At 70.9% G+C, this 18,789-nt stretch carries 8 protein-coding genes; all 8 read right to left on the bottom strand.

Translation table 11 applies throughout. The annotated features are described in order from the left end of the window. Nucleotides 1–14: 14 nt before the first annotated feature. A complete protein-coding gene (treY, locus tag HWX31_RS00330; RefSeq protein WP_174964305.1) occupies nt 15–2,636 on the bottom strand; it encodes a malto-oligosyltrehalose synthase in 2,622 nt (873 codons plus the stop codon). Then, nucleotides 2,633–4,777, bottom strand: a complete 2,145-nt coding sequence (malQ, locus tag HWX31_RS00325) for a 4-alpha-glucanotransferase (protein WP_174964306.1) — start codon at nt 4,775–4,777, stop codon at nt 2,633–2,635. Before malQ ends, treY begins: the two co-directional genes overlap by 4 nt. Next, nucleotides 4,774–6,564 carry a malto-oligosyltrehalose trehalohydrolase gene (gene treZ, locus HWX31_RS00320; protein WP_174964307.1) on the bottom strand — a complete coding sequence of 597 codons (1,791 nt, stop codon included), beginning with the start codon at nt 6,562–6,564 and terminating at the stop codon, nt 4,774–4,776. Before treZ ends, malQ begins: the two co-directional genes overlap by 4 nt. Then, nucleotides 6,561–8,777: a glycogen debranching protein GlgX gene (glgX, locus tag HWX31_RS00315; RefSeq protein WP_174964308.1), complete on the bottom strand. Its 2,217-nt coding sequence runs from the start codon at nt 8,775–8,777 to the stop codon at nt 6,561–6,563. Before glgX ends, treZ begins: the two co-directional genes overlap by 4 nt. 4 nt (nt 8,778–8,781) lie before the next feature. After that, nucleotides 8,782–11,022: a 1,4-alpha-glucan branching protein GlgB gene (glgB, locus tag HWX31_RS00310; protein WP_174964309.1), complete on the bottom strand. Its 2,241-nt coding sequence runs from the start codon at nt 11,020–11,022 to the stop codon at nt 8,782–8,784. Beyond that, on the bottom strand, nt 11,000–14,326 hold the full coding sequence (gene treS / locus HWX31_RS00305; protein WP_174964310.1) for a maltose alpha-D-glucosyltransferase: 3,327 nt from the start codon (nt 14,324–14,326) through the stop codon (nt 11,000–11,002). The genes glgB and treS overlap by 23 nt, the downstream gene beginning before the upstream one ends. Continuing rightward, nucleotides 14,323–17,586 carry an alpha-1,4-glucan--maltose-1-phosphate maltosyltransferase gene (locus tag HWX31_RS00300; protein ID WP_174964311.1) on the bottom strand — a complete coding sequence of 1,088 codons (3,264 nt, stop codon included), beginning with the start codon at nt 17,584–17,586 and terminating at the stop codon, nt 14,323–14,325. Before HWX31_RS00300 ends, treS begins: the two co-directional genes overlap by 4 nt. 607 nt (nt 17,587–18,193) lie before the next feature. Continuing rightward, complete coding sequence (gene pcaG, locus HWX31_RS00295) at nt 18,194–18,787, bottom strand: protocatechuate 3,4-dioxygenase subunit alpha (RefSeq protein WP_174964312.1); 594 nt, start codon at nt 18,785–18,787, stop codon at nt 18,194–18,196. Between the last annotated feature and the right edge of the window lie 2 nt (nt 18,788–18,789).

The following is an 18,789-nucleotide window of genomic DNA, read 5'->3' as shown; positions in this document are numbered from 1 at the left end:
CGGGAACATCCCCGTCAGCCGGCCGGCACCAGCAGCGCGACCGGCAACGTGTGCAGCACGTCGCGCAACGCAAGTGCGCCCTCGGACGGCACATGGATGGATGAGGTGAGCGCGTCGCGCCATGCGGCGGGCTGCCCCGGCATTGCCGGCAACGCGGCGGCGGGACGCGCCAGGAGGATGGCCGTGTCGCGCCAATGGTGCGGCGCAATGCGAGGCGCCGCGCCTGCCTGGAGCCAACGCGCGGCCAGCCGGCTTGCCACCGCGACGACAGCGCCGCCGGTGCGGTCGCCGGCGCAACGGGCAAAGGCGATCGCATGGTTGGCCGCTGCGCCGGTGACCGGCAGCGGCCTATACGCGCCGCCGTCGAAACATGCCGCGTGGGCGCGTCGAATCGCGAGCAAGTCGTGGATCAGCGTCAGCTTGATGCGGCCGTCATGCCAATGCGCGAGTTCGTCGAGCCCGGCGGCCCGCGACGCATCGCTCACGGATTCGAGCGCGGCCCGCCGTGCCGCGAAGTCGACCGGCCGGCGGTTGTCGGGATCGACGAGGCTTTCATCCCAGAATTCGCACCCCTGATAAAGATCGGGCACGCCCGGCGAGGTCATGCGCAGGAACGTCTGCACCAGGCCGTTGAGCGCGCCTGCCGCGGCGATGCCGCGCACGAAGTCGTCGAGTCCGGCGACGAACGGGGGAGCATGCAGGATCGCATCGAGGAAGCGGCGGCAGCCGGCTTCATAGGCGTCGTCGGGCGCGAGCCACGACGTGCGCAGCTTGGCTTCCCGAATCGCCTTCAATTGCCACGCGGCGATGCGTTCGCAAAATGCGTCGATCCCGGCCGGCGCCGCGGCGCCGCGAGCGGGCCCGGCGAGCCATGCGGCGGGCCACGCGCCGATCAGCGTCTGATAGAGCATCAGCTCGTCGGCCGGCGAGGGCGCGGGGCCGGAAGCCAGCGTCGCCCGATGGCGCGCATTGTCGTCGAACCATCTCGACACGGCCGCTGCGAAGCGCTCGGGCACTTCGCTCAGCACGGCCAGGCGCGCGCGCACGTCTTCGCCGCGCTTGTGATCGTGGGTGGCGGTCGTGAGCATCGTGCGCGGGAAGGTGGCGCCCCGCGCCGCGTTGGCCGCATGGAAGGCGGCGACGGAGATGCCGAGCGTGGCGAGGTCTGCGCCGACCTCGTTGCGCGACAGCGCGCGGCACCAGCGATAGCCGACCGTGTCCTCGACCGATTTCGCCGCGAGCGGCGCGGTGACCTGGGCGAAGCGGATCTGGGCCTCGCGCAGCCGCCGGCTCCGCCCCGGCGCGTCGGCGCCGAGCCAGCGGTCGAGCTGCGCAAGCACCGGCCGGTCGAGCGGATGCAGTTCGGCCCGTGCGCGTGGCAGCGCCGCCGCGAATACGGCCGCGTCGGTCGCGCTGCGCGGGCCGGCAGACGGATACGCGCGATAGACGGGAAAGTGGCGCGCCAATGCGCGCACGCACCGCTCGATGGCGGCCGGGCTGGCATCGCACACGGACGGCTCGCGGCCGGCGATATCGCCGAGTACCGTCATCAGCCGTGCGATTTCGCTGCCGAACGTCTCGTCGAGCAATTGCGCGCGGGCGGCAACGACGTGCGTCGCGAGGTCGCGCGCGTCGCCGGTGTGGTCCCGCCAGATCCCGGCGAGCGCTTCGGCGCCCGTGTCGTCATGCAGCACGGCGGCGACGTCGTTCATGAAATCGTAGCCGGTCGTGCCGTCCGTGCCCCAGGCCGGGTCGAGCGTCTCGCCGCGCATGAGGATCTTCTCGACGAGCACATAAGGCTGGCGGCGGCCCGCGCGCCGCAGCGCGCGCACCAGCCGCCGGCAATAAGCGCTCGGATCGGCGAGGCCGTCGACGTGATCGATGCGCACGCCGTCGATCAGGCCGTCGCCGAACAGGCGGATCAGCAGCGCATGGCTCGCGTCGAATACCGCCGGATCGTCGACGCGCACGGCCGCGAGCGTGGTGATGTCGAAGAATCGCCGCCAGTTGAGCGCATCGCGCCCGAGCGGCCACCAGGCGAGCCGGTAATGCTGGCGTTCGAGCAGCGCATGCCAGTCGTCGGCGGAGCGCGTCAACGATGCCGCGTCGCGCGTCGCCGGGGACAAAGGAAACCGCTGCCCGGCATAGTCGATCTCGGGTTCCCCGTCGGTTCCCCGCGCCAGTTGCAGTTGGCCGCGCGCGAGCACGACGGCGAGCGGCTCGGCGAGCACCGGCAACAGCACCTTGCCGCGCGCATCGAGCGCACGGCTCGCCCAGTCGATATCGAAAAACGATGCGTAGCGGCTCGCCCGGCCATGGGTCAGCACGTCCTGCCACCAACGGTTCGCGGCGCCGATGCCCATATGGTTCGGCACGATGTCGACGATCAGGCCCATGCCCACGCCGTGCAGCCGCGCGGCAAGACGCCGCAAGGCCGTCTCGCCGCCGAGTTCGGGATTGACGAGGTTCGGATCGACGACATCGTAGCCATGACGCGAGCCGGGCTGTGCCGCGAAGATCGGCGACGCATAGAGATGGCTGATCCCCAGCGCCGCGAAATAGTCGATCGCAGCTTCCGCGGCACGGAATGGATAACCGTGGTGAAACTGGAGCCGCAGTGTCGCTGTCGGCGTCATCGCGCTGCCTCGTCGCGCGCCTGCGCGAACGCCCGCAGCCGCGCGGCGACGCGGGCGTCGGCCAGCAGCCGCGGCGCCGCGGCCGGCAGGCGCCGACGCCAGTTCGGGTGGCCCGTCACCACGCCGGGCAGATTGACCGGCTCGCGCTGGCCGATCGCGTCCTCGAGCGGCAGCAGCGCGAGCGGCGCCGGCGTGCGGCCCACGAACGCGGCAATTTCCGCCAGCGGCGGCTCAGGTGGGGGCTCATGCGGCGGCTCATGTTGCGGCTCATGTTGCGGCTCATGTTGCGGCTCATGCAGCGGCGCACCCGGCGTGCCGGGCGCGAGCCCTTCGTCGCGCAGCGCGTGCCACAGCGCAATGCGTGACGTGCGCCGCTCGCGCGACGCGTCTCGCGCGAGCTCGCCGGGCGCGCCGGACCCGACGCGCTTGCGCCACGCGATATCGCGCCCTCGCCACCAGCCGGCAATGGTCGGCAGATCGTGCGTGCTGGTCGTCGCGACGGCGTCCGCGCGCCACCGGGCGGGCGACGCGAAGCCGTCGCCGTCGCGCGCGAACCAGAGCACGTCCAGGCCGAGCAGGCCCGCCGCGGACAAGTGCGCGCGCAGGTCCGGCGGTACCGTACCGAGATCCTCGCCGAGCACGATGGCGCGATGGCGCCACGATTCGAGCGCGACCAGCGCGAGCATGTCCTCGAGCGGGTAGCGCAGGTACGCGCCGTTGGCGGCCGGCATGCCGTCGGGCACGATCCACAGGCGCGCGAAACCGAGCACGTGATCGATGCGCACGCCGCCCGCATGGGCGAGCACGGCCCGCAGCATGTCGATGAACGCGCGGTAGCCATGCTGCCGCAACGCCCACGGCGCGAAGGTCGACAGGCCCCACGACTGACCGAGCGGATTGAACGGGTCGGGCGGCGCGCCGAGCGCCACGCCGCTCAACATGTCGGCGGCGTGGCACCAGCTCTCGCTGCCGGCCGGGTCGACGCCGACCGCGAGATCGGCCAGCAGGCCGATCGTCATCCCCGCGTCGCGCGCGGCATGCTGCGCCGTCGCGAGGCCGTCGCGCGCGAGCCACTGCAGGAAGACGTGAAACGCCACCTCGTCGCGATGCTCACGGGCCAGGCATTCGACTTGCGGCGACTCGGGCGCGCGCACGTCGGCCGGCCAGCCGCGCCAGTCGTCGCCATGCTCGCGGCGCAGCCGGGCATGCAGCATCTCGAAGCGGGCGTGATGCTCGAGCGACGCACCGCCCGCGTCGCGGAACGCGTCCAGCGATTCGCGTTGCGCCCGGCTCAACCACCGGTCTCGCCGCGCGAACAGGAACCGCAGGACGCGCAGCCGCGCGCGCACCGCCGGCGCCCACGCGACGAGCGGCTGCGACTCGCGGCGGGCGAAGCCGGCGGACAGCGCGAGGGACGCCACCGCTTCACGCACGGCATGCGTGCCGCAACACGCGGCCGGATCGACGTGAGCCACGTTGTACCAGCGCCGGTTCGACGGCGAATAGGGGCTGTAATGCGCCGGATTCGCTGCGAACATCGCATGGACCGGGCTCACGGCGAGCGTCTGGGCCCCGAGCGGCGCCGCTGCTCGCGCCAGCTCGGCCAGCGCGCTGAAGTCGCCGAGTCCGCCGTCATGCGCGCGCCGCAAGCTGTACATCTGCACCGCCAGGCCCCATCGGCGCGCGCGATGCGGCAGCTCATGGCAACGGGGCGGCGCGACGGCAACCGTCAGGCGGCTGCCGCCGATTTCGAGGCCGTGATAGCCGGGCCGGGCGAGCGGCGGCAGCCGCGGCGCGTCGCCGCCGGCGCCTGCGGCGACGTGGCCGTCGTGCGTGTCGCCGTCTTCCCAATGCAGCCGGTAGCGCATGCGGCCGCGCCCGCCGAGCCACGGCAGCGGCGTCGGCTCGCCGCAGCGTGCGATCAGCAGCGGCGGCGCGTCGACGACGCACGCCGCCGCGCGCAGCCGCGCCGCGCTGTCGCCGCATTGCCGCGCCGTCATGCACGGCAGCCCGAATGCCGACAGGATGGCGCGCACCGTATCCACGTCGACCCGGCGCGCGTTGCCGGCGGCGTCCTGCCAGTCGATCGCGATGCCGGCCTGCCGGGCCAACTGCACGAGGGCGTCGCGAGCGGCGCTCACGGCGGCGCCTCCAGCCACGCCACGCAACTGGCCGGCGCCAGCTCGCCGGCCGCGAGCCGCTTCGCCGCGTCGTCGGGTGTGCTGCACAACGTCGTGCCGGCCGGCATGGCGGTGCAGCCGGCGGATTGCCGGTGCAGGTTCACGTACAGGGTCAATGCGGCGCCGTCGTTCATGCGCCAGCGCGCGCGCACGGCGCCGGCGCTGATCACCTCGGCGCCGAGCGCGCGGGTGCCGGGCAGGCGCGGCACGAGCATCGCGCGCCGCGTGGCAAGCAAGGTCCGGTACCACGCAAGCCACGCGGCGTGCGCGGGCTTGTTCGCGTCGTTCGGCGCGGGGCACGAGCGTGTGAACGTGCCGATATCGTTCGGGTCGGGAATCGCCGCGCGCGCAGCGGGGTCGGCAAACGCGCGCTGGTGCGCGAACTCGGTGCGCCGGCCTTCGCGCACCGCGTCGGCCAGTGCGTCGTGGTAATCGGTGAAGTAGAGGAACGGCTGCGCGCAGCCCCATTCCTCGCCCATGAACAGCAACGGGATCTGCGGCGACAGGAGCAGCAGCGCGACGGCCGCGCGCAGCGCCTGCGCGTCGCACAGTGCCGTCAACCGTTCGCCGTGGGCACGGTTGCCGATCTGGTCGTGATTCTGCAGGAACATCACGAACGCGGTCGTCGGCAGCCACGCGCTCGGTTCGCCGCGCAGGCGCCCGAGGCGCGCGACCCGCTCGCCCTGGAATGCAAACCCGTCGGCGAGGCAGCAGGCCAGTCGCGCGGTTGGGGCTTTGGCGAAGTCGCGGTAGTAGCCGTCGTGCTCGCCCGTCAGCAGCACGTGGATCGCGTTGTGCGCATCGTCGTTCCATTGCGCGGTGAAATCGTGCGCGAGCAGGCTCGCGCGGTTGTCCTCGTTCTCGAGCACGAGGTGGATGTGCCGGTCGGGTTCGCGCCGCGCCGTCTGAGCGCGAACCCGGCGGGCCAGCTCGACGAGAAACGACGTGTCGCCGATCGCGTGGACCGCGTCGAGGCGCAGACCGTCGAAGCGGTATTCGAACAGCCAGTACAGTGCGTTCTCGATGAAGAATTCGCGTACCGCCGGCTGGCTGAAATCGATCGCGTCGCCCCACGGCGTGCGGCGCGACGCGTCGAAGAACGGGGCGGCCAGACGGCCCATCACGTTGCCGTCCGGGCCGAAATGGTTGTAGACGACATCGAGGAACATCATCAGGCCGAGACCATGCGCATCGTCGATCAGCGACTTGAGCGCGTCGGGCGAACCATAGGCGGCCGACGGCGCGAACGGCAGCACGCCGTCGTAACCCCAGTTGCGCGTGCCGCCGAAGGTCGCGATCGGCATCAGCTCGATCGCCGTGACGCCAAGCCCGGCGAGCCGCGGCAGTTGCGCGGCGACGCCCGCGTATCCGCCCAACGCGCCGGCGTGCAGCTCGTACAGCACCGTTTCGTGCCAGGGCCGGCCCCGCCAGGCGGTGTGGCGCCAGCGGAACGCGCCGGCGTCGCAGACGATGCTCGCGTCGTGCGGGCCGCCATCCTGGGCGCGCGAGGCCGGGTCGGGCAGCGCCGTCCCGTCGGCGAGCACGTAGCGGTAGCGCGCGCCGGCGGCGCAGGCGAGCACGGCCTCGTGCCAGCCGTCGGCCTGCGCCGTCATCGGCACGCGGGCCTGGCCTTCGACGGCCAGCATCACCGCCCGGTGGCTCGGCGCCCACAGGCGAAAGCGCGTGGTGCCGTCGGCTTGCGGCGCGGCGCCGAACGGCAGCGGATGGCGATAGGTGCGGGTCGTCATGCGGTTTCCCCGCTGTCGGGCGTGGCCGGCGGTGAGGCGTCGCCGGCAGGCGCCGCCGGCGCTTCGGCCTGATCTTCCGGCGGCGCGGCCGGTGCGGCCTCCGGCGGACGCCGGTCCTTGCGGATGCAGCCCGTCACGATGGCCAGGCTATGCGCGGCGATCTCGATGGCTGGCGTATGGATCGCATGCGGGAGGATCTCGGGCCTGGCCGTGCCGATTTCCATGTGCCAGTGCGCGCCGGGGGGCGGCAGCGTGAACGACAGCGACATGCCGGCGCCGTTCATGAGCCACAACACCAGTTCGACATCGCCGTGCGCGTTGCGCGCCGCGCGCCGCAGCACGAGCGCGCGGCCCTCGGGGTTGTGCCAGTCGTCAGGCGTCAGTTCGGCGCCGCGCTCGTCGAACCAGGCGGTGCCTTTGAGGTTCGGCGCGACTTCCCTGGTGTCGTGCACGAATTGCTTGACGCGCAACAGCGGAATGGCGCGCCGCAGCGCCGTCGCGCGCGCCACGAGCGCCGTCAGCGCCGCGCCCTCGGGCGACGCGGCCTGGTTCCAGTCCAGCCACGACAGCGGGTTGTCCTGGCAGTACGCGTTGTTGTTGCCCGCCTGCGTGCGGCCGAACTCGTCTCCGGACAACAGCATCGGCGTGCCGCTCGCGAGCACGTTGGTCAGCAGCAGCGAGCGCAGCACGCGGGCGCGCAGCGCACGGACGGCCGGGTCGTGCGCCGGGCCCTCGACACCCCAGTTCGCGCTGAAATTGTCAGGCGTGCCGTCGCGGTTGTTCTCGCCGTTTGCTTCGTTGTGCTTGTGCTCGTAAGCCACCAGGTCCGCCAGCGTGAAACCGTCGTGCGCCGTGACGAAATTGATCGAGGCCCACGGCTTGCGGTGGCGGCGGTCGAACACGTCCGCCGACGCCAGCAGGCGCGCCGCGAGCTCGGGCCGCATGCCCCGGTCGCCGCGCCAGAAGCGCCGCACCGTGTCGCGGAAGCGCCCGTTCCATTCGGCGAAGCCGGGCGGATGATTGCCGAGCTGGTAGCCGCCCGGCCCGACGTCCCACGGTTCGGAGATCAGCTTGAGGCGCGACAGCACGGGGTCCTGCAGGATCGCGTCGAAAAAGCCCGCGCCCGGATCGTAGCCCTTGCCCTCGCGACCGAGCGTGACGCCGAGATCGAAGCGGAATCCGTCGAGGTGGAGCGCTTCGACCCAGTAGCGCATCGAATCCATCACCATCTGCAGCACGCGCGGATGCGACAGGTTGAGCGTATTGCCGCAGCCCGTGTCGTTGATGAAGCGGCGCTCGTCGCCCGGTATGAGGCGGTAATAGCTGGCATTGTCGAGACCGCGCCACGAGATGGTCGGCCCGAACTCGTTGCCTTCGCAGGTGTGGTTGTACACGACGTCGAAGATCACCTCGATGCCGGCCGCATGGAGGCTGCGCACGGCGTGGCGCATTTCGTCGAGCCTGCCGCTGGCGAGGTAGGCCGGCTCGGGCGCGAAGAAGGCCATCGTGTTGTAGCCCCAGTAGTTGCGCAGGCCGCGCGCGAGCAGGAAGCGGTCCTGCATGAACGCATGCACGGGCAGCAGCTCGATCGCGGTGACGCCCAGGCGCTGCAGGTGTTCGATCACCCGCGGCGACGCGAGCGCTTCGAAGGTGCCCCGCGACGGCCCGCGCAGCGCGTCGAGCTGCCTCGTCAGGCCGCGCAGGTGCGCCTCGAGGATGATGGTGTCGTCCCACGGTATGCGCGGCCGGTCCGGGTCGTCCCAGTGGACGCCGTCGTCGACCACCACGGCCTTCGGCATCGCGGGCGCGCTGTCGCGCCGGTCGAACGAGAGATCGGCGCGATGCGACGCGAGGCGGTAGCCGAACAGCGCGTCGGACCACCGCAGCCGGCCCGTCAGCTGCCTCGCGTAGGGATCGAGCAGCAGCTTGGCCGGGTTGAAGCGGTGGCCGTGCGCCACGTCGTAGGGGCCGTAGGCGCGATAGCCGTATGCGAGGCCGGGCCCCGCGCCGGGCAGGTAGCCATGCCAGATCTCGTCGGTGCACTCGGGCAGGGTCATGCGTGCGAGCTCCTTGCGGCCGCCGTCGTCGAACACGCACAGGTCGATGCGCGACGCGTTGGCCGAGAACACCGCGAAATTCACGCCGAGGCCGTCCCAGTGCGCGCCGAGCGGCGCGGCCACGCCGGGCAGGAGATGGTCGGCAAAGCGCGCCATCGGATCACGCCTCCGGGAGCAGGAACACGCAGGCGAGCGGCGGCACCGTCAGGCTGAGCGAGGCGGGCAGGCCGTGGCTCGGCTCCGGCACGGCCGTCACGCCGCCCCCGTTGCCGATGCCGCTGCCGCCGTAGCAGGTCGCGTCGCTGTTGAGAATTTCGCGCCAGCGGCCCGGCCGCGGCACGCCGACGCGATAGCCGACGCGCGGCACCGGCGTCAGGTTGATCGCGACCAGCACCGGGCCGGGCGCATCCGGCGCGCCGCCGCGGCGCAGGAACACGAACACGCTGTTGTCGCGGTCGTCGCCGACGACCCACGCGAAGCCGTCGGCCTCGGCGTCGCGCGCATGGAGCGCGGGGATGCCGCGATAGCAGCGGTTCAGGTCGCGCACGAAGCGCTGCACGCCCTGGTGGTCCGCATCGTCGAGCAGGTGCCAGGCCGGCGACGCATCGTGATTCCATTCGGAATCCTGGCCGAACTCGCCGCCCATGAACAGCAGCTTCTTGCCCGGATGCGCCCACATGAAGCCCAGGTAGGCGCGCAGGCCGGCGAAGCGCTGCCAGCGGTCGCCGGGCATGCGGCCGAGCAGCGAGCGCTTGCCGTGCACGACCTCGTCATGCGACAGCGGCAGCACGAAGCGCTCGGAAAACGCGTAGATGAGGCCGAAGGTCATCTCGTCATGGTGATGGCGCCGGTAGATCGGGTCGCGCGACATGTACTGCAGCGTGTCGTGCATCCAGCCCATGTTCCATTTGTAGCTGAAACCGAGCCCGCCTGCGGCGACCGGTGCGCTCACGCCGGGCCACGCGGTCGATTCCTCGGCGAAGGTCGCCGCGCCCGGACACCGTTCGGCGACGACCGTATTGAAGCGGCGCAGGAACTCGACCGCCTCGAGGTTTTCACGGCCGCCGTGGACGTTGGGCACCCACGCGTCCGCGGCGCGGCTGTAGTCGCGGTACAGCAAGGACGCGACGGCGTCCACGCGCAGGCCGTCGACGTGATAGCGCGTCAGCCATTCGAGCGCGCTGGCGAGCAGGAAATTGGCGACTTCGTTGCGGCCGAGGTTGTAGATCAGCGTCTGCCAGTCCTGGTGAAAGCCTTCGCGCGGATCGGCGTGCTCGTAGAGCGCGGTGCCGTCGAACTGCATCAGGCCGTGCGGATCGGTCGGGAAGTGGGCCGGCACCCAGTCGAGAATCACGCCGATGCCGGCGCCGTGGCAGCGGTCGACGAAACGGGCGAAGGCAGCCGGCTCGCCCAGGCGCGCGGTCGGCGCGAACAGGCCGAGCGGCTGGTAGCCCCACGAGCCGGCGAACGGATGTTCGGTGATCGGCAGGAATTCGATGTGCGTGAACCCCATGTCGGCGACGTACGGGATCAGCCGGTCGGCCAGCTCGTCCCAGCGCAGGCTGCGCGCGCCGTCGCCGGCATCGCGCAGCCACGAACCGGCGTGGACCTCGTAGATCGACAGCGGGGCGTTGGCGGCCTGGCGCTGCGCGCGCGTCGCGAGCCACGCGTCGTCGCGCCACGCGAACGGCGCGGGATCGGCCACCCGCGATGCGGTCGCCGGCGGCAGCTCCGCCGCGCGCGCGACGGGGTCGGCCTTCGGGTGGAGCAGGCCGCCGTGCGGGCCGATCAGCTCGTACTGGTAGCGCTCGCCGACGCCGAGGCGCGGCACGAACAGTTCCCAGACGCCGGCGTGATGGCGCAGCCGCATCGGATGACGCCGGCCGTCCCAGCTGTTGAAGTCGCCCACCACCGACACGCGCCGCGCGTTCGGCGCCCACACGGCGAAACGCACGCCCGCCGTGCCGTCGATCGTCATCGGCTGCGCGCCGAGGCAGTTGCCGAGTTCGAGATGCCGGCCTTCCGCGAGCAGGTGCAGGTCGAGGTCGCCGAGCAGCAGCCCGAAGCTGTACGGGTCCTCGGCAACGTGCTCGGCGGCCGGCCAGCGCACGCGCAGCCGGTACGCGGGCGCGGCGGCCCGGCCGTTTTCCGGCAGCGCGCCGACGAACAGGCCGTCGGGGTGCGCGTGCACCATCGGCACGCGGATGTCGCCGTCGAGCTCGAGCGACGCCGCGTGAGCGCCGGGCAGAAACGCGCGCACGAGCCAGCGGCCGTCGACGCGATGCGGCCCGAGCAACGCGAACGGATCGGCGGCGCGCCCGCTGATCAGGGCTTGCAGGCTCGCCGTGCAGAGTCCGGCGAGCGGGTCGGGGCGGTCCTCAGCCACGGGGCGCCTCCCCATGCCGGGCAAGCAGCCGCCGGGCGAGCTCGGCCATCCCGCGCAGCGGCACCGGCACCCACGCCGGACGATTGCGGAATTCGTAGACGATCTCGTAGGCGGCCTTTTCGAGCAGGAACGCATCGAGCAGGGTCGCGCGACCCGCGCATTCGGCCAGGCCGGGCGGCGCCGTGGCGACGGCGGCGCGGTACGCGTCGAGGAACGCCGTGGCGGCGCGGTCCATCGCATCGCGCAGGAACGCATCGCGGCGCGCCAGCAGCGGCTGCGGCATCTGCTCGCCGGTATTGGTGACGGCGTAGCCGACATAGTCGAGCGAGCGCAGCAGGCCGGCCACGTCGCGCAGCGGGCTGGCCTTTTCGCGCCGCTCGGCAAGCGGCCGCACCGGCTCTCCCTCGAAATCGATCAGGCAGGCGTCGCCCTGCACCACGAGCACCTGGCCGAGATGGAAATCGCCGTGGATGCGCTGGCACGACGTGCCGGCGCCATCCCGGCACAGCCGTTCGGCCAGCGCCAGCAGCGGCGCGCGCTGATCGACGAGCCGCCGGGCCAGTTGCGCCGTCGCCTTGTCGTTCCATGGCCGGTCGAGCGCGAGCAGATCGAGCGCATCGTCGACCTGGGCCCGGACACGGACGGCCCAGACGTCGCAGTCGTCCGGCGTGGCCAGTCGCGGCGCGAAGTCCGGCTGGTCGCTCGGCTGGGCGAGCACACCGTGCATTTCGCCGAGGCGCCGCCCGACCACGCCGGCAAAGCGCGTGTAATCGGCGGTCTCGTCGTCCGATGCGTCGGCGGCTTCGGTTTCGTGCGACAGCTCCTCGGTCAGGCGGGTCAGCGTCTCGAACGCCCAGTCCCACGCGTTGCCCTGGTTCTCGACGAAAGCCTGCAGGATGGCGAGCGTGTGCGGCGCGCCGGCGGCATCGCGGCGGCGCACTTCGCCAAGCCACGCCGGGGCGTTGGCGAAGCCGTGCTCGCTCAGGTAACGCCCCATCTCCGCCTCGGGGTGGACGCCCGCGACGACGCGGCGCACGAGCTTGAGCGCAAGCGCGTGACCGATCGCCAGCGTGCTGTTGGTCTGCTCGGCGGCGATCCAGTTGATCTCCGCATCCGCGCGATACATCTCGGCCGTGAGCGCGGCCGACGCGTCGCATTCGATCGTGTCGCCGTCGGCGTGGCCGCCGACGGGCAGGCGCGCCTGCCGGCGCATCGCGTCGCACAGGGCGCGCGCGAACGGCGCGACGGCGAACGCGTCGGTCAGGAAGCCGACCTGCGGCCCGCTCCGGATACGCGCCAGCGCCAGCTGGCCCGGCAGCGGCGGCAGGCCCGGTTGATCCCACGCCACCGCGAGCGGCAGCAGATAGCGCTCGGTGGCGGTCTTTCCGTCCGTCTCGATTTCGCTTTCCACCTCGCACAGGAACGTCGGCGTCGGCGTGCCTTCGAGCGCCGTGATGCCGTCCAGGCGGGTGCGATGCAGCTTGCCGTTCTTGGAGGCGAACCAGCGCCGCCTCGGAAGATACTGCGGCAGCGCCTTCTGCTCGAGCGCCTGGCGGTGCGCGCTGCTGAGCATCGGTTCGCCGGCGCGCCAGACCAGGGTGATGAATTCCGGCAGTTGCTCGGACGGCTCGGCGTTCCACCGCGGCGCCTGCGTATCGTCGCTGAGCTCGAACCAGTAGAAGCCGTACGGCGGCAGCGTCAGCAGGTAGGTCAGCTGGCCGATCGACGGAAACGCCGAGCCGCCGAGCAATTCCACCGGCGTGCGCCTCGCGAAGCGCGAAAGATCGAGCTCGACCGCCTGCGACGCGCGCGACAGATTGGCCACGCACAGCAGCGGAGGATCGTTCTCGTATTCGCGCAGGTAGGCGAGCACCTTGCGGTTGACCGGCTGCAGGAACTCGATCGTGCCGCGCCCGAAGGTGTGGTGATTGCGGCGCGTGGCGATCAGGCGCCGCGTCCAGTTCAGCAGCGAGTGCGGATCGCGCGACTGGCTCTCGACATTGACCGATTCGTAGCCGTACAGCGCCCCCTGGATCGGCGGCAGCGTCAGCTGCTCCGGATCGGCGCGCGAAAACCCGCCGTTGCGGTCGTACGACCATTGCATCGGCGTGCGCACGCCGTCGCGGTCGCCGAGGTGAATGTTGTCGCCCATGCCGATCTCGTCGCCGTAGTAGATCACGGGCGTGCCGGGCATCGACAGCAGCAGGCTGTTCATCAGTTCGATGCGGCGACGGTCGCGTTCGAGCAGCGGCGCGAGGCGGCGCCGGATGCCGAGATTGAGCCGCGCGCGCCGGTCGCTCGCGTAGACCTCCCACAGATAGTCGCGCTCGCTGTCGGTCACCATTTCGAGCGTCAGCTCGTCATGATTGCGCAGGAAGATCGCCCATTGGCACGTCTGCGGGATCTGCGGCGTCTGCCACAGGATGTCGGTGATCGGGAAGCGGTCCTCGCGCGCGATCGCCATGTACATGCGCGGCATCAACGGGAAATGGAACGCCATGTGGCATTCGTCGCCGCTGCCGAAATACTGCTGCACGTCCTCGGGCCACTGGTTGGCCTCGGCGAGCAGCATGCGGTTCCGGTATCGCGCATCGAGATCGGCGCGGATGCGGCGAATGATCTCGTGCGTCTCGGGCAGGTTCTCGTTCGACGTGCCTTCGCGCACGACCAGGTAAGGCACCGCGTCGAGGCGCAGCCCGTCGACGCCGAGGTCGAGCCAGAAATGCATCACGCCGAGCACTTCCTTGACGACCTGCGGGTTGTCGAAGTTGAGGTCGGGCTGGTGCGAGTAGAAGCGATGCCAGAAGTACGCGCCGGCAACCTCGTCATAGGACCAGTTCGAGACCTCGGTGTCGAGGAAGATCACGCGCGTACCCGCATACTCGCGACCGGTGTCGGACCACACGTAGTAGTTGCGATGCGACGAGCCGGGCTTGGCGCGCCGCGCGCGCTGGAACCAGGGATGCTCGTCGGACGTGTGGTTGATGACGAGCTCGGTGATGACGCGGATGCCGCGCGCGTGCGCGGCGGCGATCAGGCGCTTGATGTCGCCGAGCTTGCCGTAGTCGGCGTGCACGTCGCGATAGGCGGAGATGTCGTAGCCGTCGTCGCGACGCGGCGACGGGTAGAACGGCAGCAGCCAGATCGCGTCGACGCCGAGCTCGGCGATGTAGTCGAGCTTGGCCTGCAGCCCCGCGAAATCGCCGATGCCGTCGTTGTTCGCGTCGAAGAACGACTTGACGTGGAGCTGATAGATCACCGCGTCCTTGTACCAGAGCGGATCGGAGGTGAGGCGTTCGAAATACGGTTCTCGTTTCATGGTGTAGCCTCGCCGTCGAGCGGGCGCACGGCCCAGATCGCGTAGGGCGCGTCGGGCGCGAGCCGCACATGCTGGCGCTTGCCGTGGAACGCAAAGCGCGTGCCGTCGAGCAGGTTCTCCGCGGCCAGCACGGCGTCGTCGGCGAGGCCCCACTCCCATAGCGGCACCTCGAAGTCGGCCTCGTGCGCGGCGAATGGGTCGAGATTGATCGCCGCGAGCACGACGTCGTCGCGGCGCGGCGTGGTCTTGGCGAAGTAAAGGATGTGCGGGTCGAACGCGTTGTGGAAGGTCAGCCCGCGATGCGTGTGCAGCGCCGGATGGGCGCGCCGGATGCGATTGAGCTGCGCGATCTCCTGCACGATGTTGCCGGGCCGGTTCCAGTCCCACGCGCGCAGCTGGTACTTCTCGGAATCGAGATATTCCTCGCGGCCGGCCAGTGCGGCCGATTCGCACAATTCGAAACCGTTGTAGACGCCCCATAGCCCCGAGAGCAGCGCCGCAAGCGCGGCGCGGATCAGGAAGCCGGGCCGGCCGCTCGTCTGCAGGAACAGCGGATTGATGTCGGGCGTGTTGACGAAGAAATGCGGCCGGAAGTACGCGGCGATGTCGGGCCGGGTCAGCTCGCTCAGGTAGTCGATGAATTCCTGCTTCGAATGGCGCCACGTGAAGTAGGTGTACGACTGCGAGAAGCCGATCTTCGCGAGCCGGTACATCATCTTCGGCCGCGTGAACGCTTCGCTCAGGAACACCACCTCGGGATGATCCGCGCGCACCGTCGCGATCAGCCATTCCCAGAACGGCAGCGGCTTGGTATGCGGGTTGTCGACGCGAAACAGCGTGACGCCGTGACCGATCCAGAACAGCACGACGTCGCGCAGCGCGAGCCACAGGCCCGGCATCGCGTCGTCGGTATAGAAATCGACGTTGACGATGTCCTCGTACTTCTTCGGCGGGTTCTCCGCATAGCGCAGCGAGCCGTCGGGGCGCCAGTCGAACCAGCCCGAATGGGACGTGAGCCACGGGTGGTCGGGCGAGCATTGCACCGCGAAGTCGAGCGCGAGGGCCAGGCCATGAGCGTGCGCGGCCTCGTTCAGGCGGCGGAAATCGTCGAACGTGCCCAGCGCCGGGTGCAGCGCGTCGTGGCCGCCTGCCTCGGCGCCGATCGCATACGGGCTGCCGGGGTCGCCGGGCGCCGCGGACTTGCTGTTGTTGCGGCCCTTGCGGTGCTTCGTTCCGATCGGGTGGACCGGCGGAAAGTAGAGCACGTCGAAGCCCATCGCGCGGATCGCCGGCAGGCGCGCGATCACGTCGTCGAACGTGCCGTGACGGGACGGATCGTTGCTCTGCGAACGCGGGAACAGCTCGTACCAGCTCGCGAAGCCGGCCAGCGCCGGCTCGACGTCGACCGGCTGCGGCGGCAGGTGGCGCAATACGTACGGGCGGAAGCGGGCCGCCGCCACCGCGTCGGCCAGCGTCGGGGCCGTCAGCGCCGAGAGCGTGTGGCCGGCATCGAGCGAATCGTCGACGCGGCACGCGTGCTCCAGCGCCAGCCGCGCGCGGGCGGTGACGGCGTGGCGCGCGATGTCGGCAAGGATCAGAGCGCCTTCGCGCAGTTCGAGCGTGATGTCCAGCCCGGCATCGACCTTCTTGCCGACTTCGCGGCACCAGTTGACGTAGGGATCGCGCCACGCCTCGATCGTGAATTCGTAGCGGCCGATCCGGTCGGGCCGGAATTCGGCCATCCAGCGATCGTTGCCGAGCGGCGCCATGTCGACTTCGCGCCAGTCGGCCGAGTCGACCGGGCGCCAGAGCAGCACGGCCGACGGCACGTCGTGGCCGTCGATGACGACGTCGGCCTCGACGCGGACCGCTTCGCCGGCGATGCACTTGACCGCGAAACGGCCATTGTCCACGGCGGGCGTGATCGCATCGATGAAGAGGCGCGGTGCGCGCACCGCGTCTTCCGCGACCCGCACGGCCTTGTCGGCGGCATGACCGCCGCCGTGCGTGCGCGCGGCGCGGCCGGCCACCGGCGCCGGGCGCGTGGCGCGCCACGCGCGCACCTCGCCGGGCGCCAGCCTCAGGGTGTCGAGCGGCTGCGGCGTGCCGACCGGTGCGTCGTCGTCGTCGAGCGGCTGCACGTGCGTGCAGTCGTGCCACGACCAGCCGGCCGCGTCGAGCGACGCCGTGTCCGACAGGCTGATGTTGGCGGCGACGATCCGTAGCGGCTCGCGGCGCTGACGGTTGCCGGGCACGCGCGCGAATACCGCGATCGGCGCGGACGGGCCGGCCAGGCGTTGCAGCTCGACACCGCCGTCCAGGTCAGCCCTGTCGGCGGCCCGGCGCGCAAGGCGAGCGTTCCCGCGTGCGATGGCGTGGGCGAGGTTGAACGCCGCGGCCTGCCACGCGGCACTCAAGTCGGCGGGCGTGCGAATGGCGCGCCAGACCGGACCGGACCACGCGAATTCCATTCCGGCCGGCACGAGGATGCCGTCACCGAGTTCGAAGGCGACGGCGAGTGCGCGCTGGCACGCCAGCATGCGGTGCCGGGGCGGCGCGGCGTCGAGCGCGCGCCCGCCGAAAGGATCGTCGGCCAGCGCGATGCGGCATGGGCTCGTCGCCAGGTCCGCATGCTCGTCGAGCAGCCATGCGGCCCGCAGATCCCACCAGCACGACGACAGGAACACGCCGTCGAAGCGGGCGGCGGCATCGATCATGCGCGCGCGAGGCAGGCCCGGCGTCCATGCAAAAAACGCCGTGCCCGGCCGCGCGTCGCGCACGCGTCGGAGGCAGTCCGACCATTGCGCGATCGGCATCGCATCGACGCCCCGCAGGCAGAAGCCGGCAACGCCGTATCCGGCCAGGGCGATCAGGCGCTCGGCCAGGTCGTCGTCACGCGGCGCAGCCGGCGCCTTGGGCGGCGATGCCGCGAGCGGCAGCGCGCGGCGGGGATCGGGCAGGGGATGCTCGGCGTATGCGCCGTCGACGGCGAATGACGGTGCGGCGGGGGCGGCCTGGCGCTCGATCACGAGATCGAGCGCCAGGCCGTTGGCTCGCGCGGCGTCGGCGTAAGCGGCGAGCGGCTCGACGGGCTGGCGCAGGGACGCGCCGCATGCGGCGAGCGTCGTCAGGATGCGCGAGAAGCCCATCTCGGCGGCACGGCCGACGCACTGCAACCACGCCTCGCGGTCCAGTGCGAACGCAAGCGGCAGGCAATAGATGCGCGGGGCACCGCTGGTAGTGCTTGGCGGTCGTGTCATCGGCAGCGATCTCCGGAATGGACGGCACCATCGGGGCCGCGCAATTTCCGTTCCGCTGCGTGACTGGATTCGATTCGTCCTGCCGGCGGGCCGGACACGCGCGCCCGCGCTGAAGGGCGTCGCGTCGGCGCAGTCCGTCTCCCCGTCAGGAAAGAACTTCAAGCGCTTGTAGAAATTGGCCGTGCAGGTACGATCGGCACACAACCCGCGCGGGCAAAAAAAACGCGCGCCTGCCATATGGTCGGACAGCCGCGCTCAAAGGCACTCGGTTGAACATCCGCGCCAATCCGCGGTTGAGCGGCAGCGCATGCTGAACGGAATTATTGCTCGTGATGATGCAATATCGTCCGTCGAATGCCGATAGCATAGGCTATGCCGCATAACGCGCAAGGGAAATCGCGGCAAACGTTTTCAATATCCGCCAGAGCCCCGATTGGCGGGGCTGCGCGGCCTTTCATCCGACTTTCCGTTGCTGCGCAATTCGGCGTTCGCCGAATGACGTCGCGCTGCCGCCCGCAAAACGAAACCGCCGCGCGCGACGATGCGGAACGCATCGCCACGCGCGGCGGCAGGGCAAGCACGGGGCCGGCCCGCGCCGGCGCATCGCTCAGACGTCGAAGAACACCGTTTCGTCCGGACCCTGCATGCGGATGTCGAAGCGATAGATCGTCGGGCCGCCCGGCTGCGTTTCGCGCTTCGCGACGAGCGTCGCGCGGCGCTCGGCCGGCACCGCGTTCAGCACCGGGTCGGCCGCGTTGGCCGCCGCTTCGTCGTCGAAGTACATACGGGTGAACGCATGGGTGAGGATCCCGCGCATCATCACCGTCACGTTGACGTGCGGCGCGGCGTCAGCGCCGGTCCGGCCCGGCTTGACCGTTTCGACGACGAAGCGATGCTGTGCGTCGGGGCCGGTGCCGACCCGCGCGAAGCCCGTGAAACCGGTCTGCGCGATGTCCGCGCGCGACGCCGGAAAGCGGCCCGCGCTGTCGACCTGCGTGAATTCGAGCATCGCGTCGCTGACGACGTTGCCGTCGCCGTCGAATACCCGGCCGACCAGCAGCACGTGCTCGCCCGCCGCGTGCGGCGCGGCGATCGTCGGCGTGAACAGGCTCTTCAGATCGTAGTTGTACTGCTGCGGGCACAGGCCGTAGGCGAAGTACGGGCCGACCGTCTGCGAAGGGGTTTGTTTCAGCGTCGTCATGG

Origin of the sequence: Burkholderia ubonensis, assembly GCF_902833085.1 — a bacterium.
Taxonomy (GTDB): Bacteria; Pseudomonadota; Gammaproteobacteria; order Burkholderiales; family Burkholderiaceae; genus Burkholderia; species Burkholderia ubonensis.
This window is presented reverse-complemented; position numbering and strand designations above follow the sequence as displayed.

Coding starts and splice junctions, on each gene's coding strand:
- treY (WP_174964305.1), bottom strand. CDS start 2,636: ATGACGCCGACAGCGACACTGCGGCTCCAGTTTCACCACGGTTATCCA.
- treZ (WP_174964307.1), bottom strand. CDS start 6,564: ATGACGACCCGCACCTATCGCCATCCGCTGCCGTTCGGCGCCGCGCCG.
- glgX (WP_174964308.1), bottom strand. CDS start 8,777: ATGGCGCGCTTTGCCGACCATCTCCTGCCCGGCGTGGCCGCGCCGCTC.
- glgB (WP_174964309.1), bottom strand. CDS start 11,022: ATGGGGAGGCGCCCCGTGGCTGAGGACCGCCCCGACCCGCTCGCCGGA.
- treS (WP_174964310.1), bottom strand. CDS start 14,326: ATGAAACGAGAACCGTATTTCGAACGCCTCACCTCCGATCCGCTCTGG.
- HWX31_RS00300 (WP_174964311.1), bottom strand. CDS start 17,586: ATGACACGACCGCCAAGCACTACCAGCGGTGCCCCGCGCATCTATTGC.
- pcaG (WP_174964312.1), bottom strand. CDS start 18,787: ATGACGACGCTGAAACAAACCCCTTCGCAGACGGTCGGCCCGTACTTC.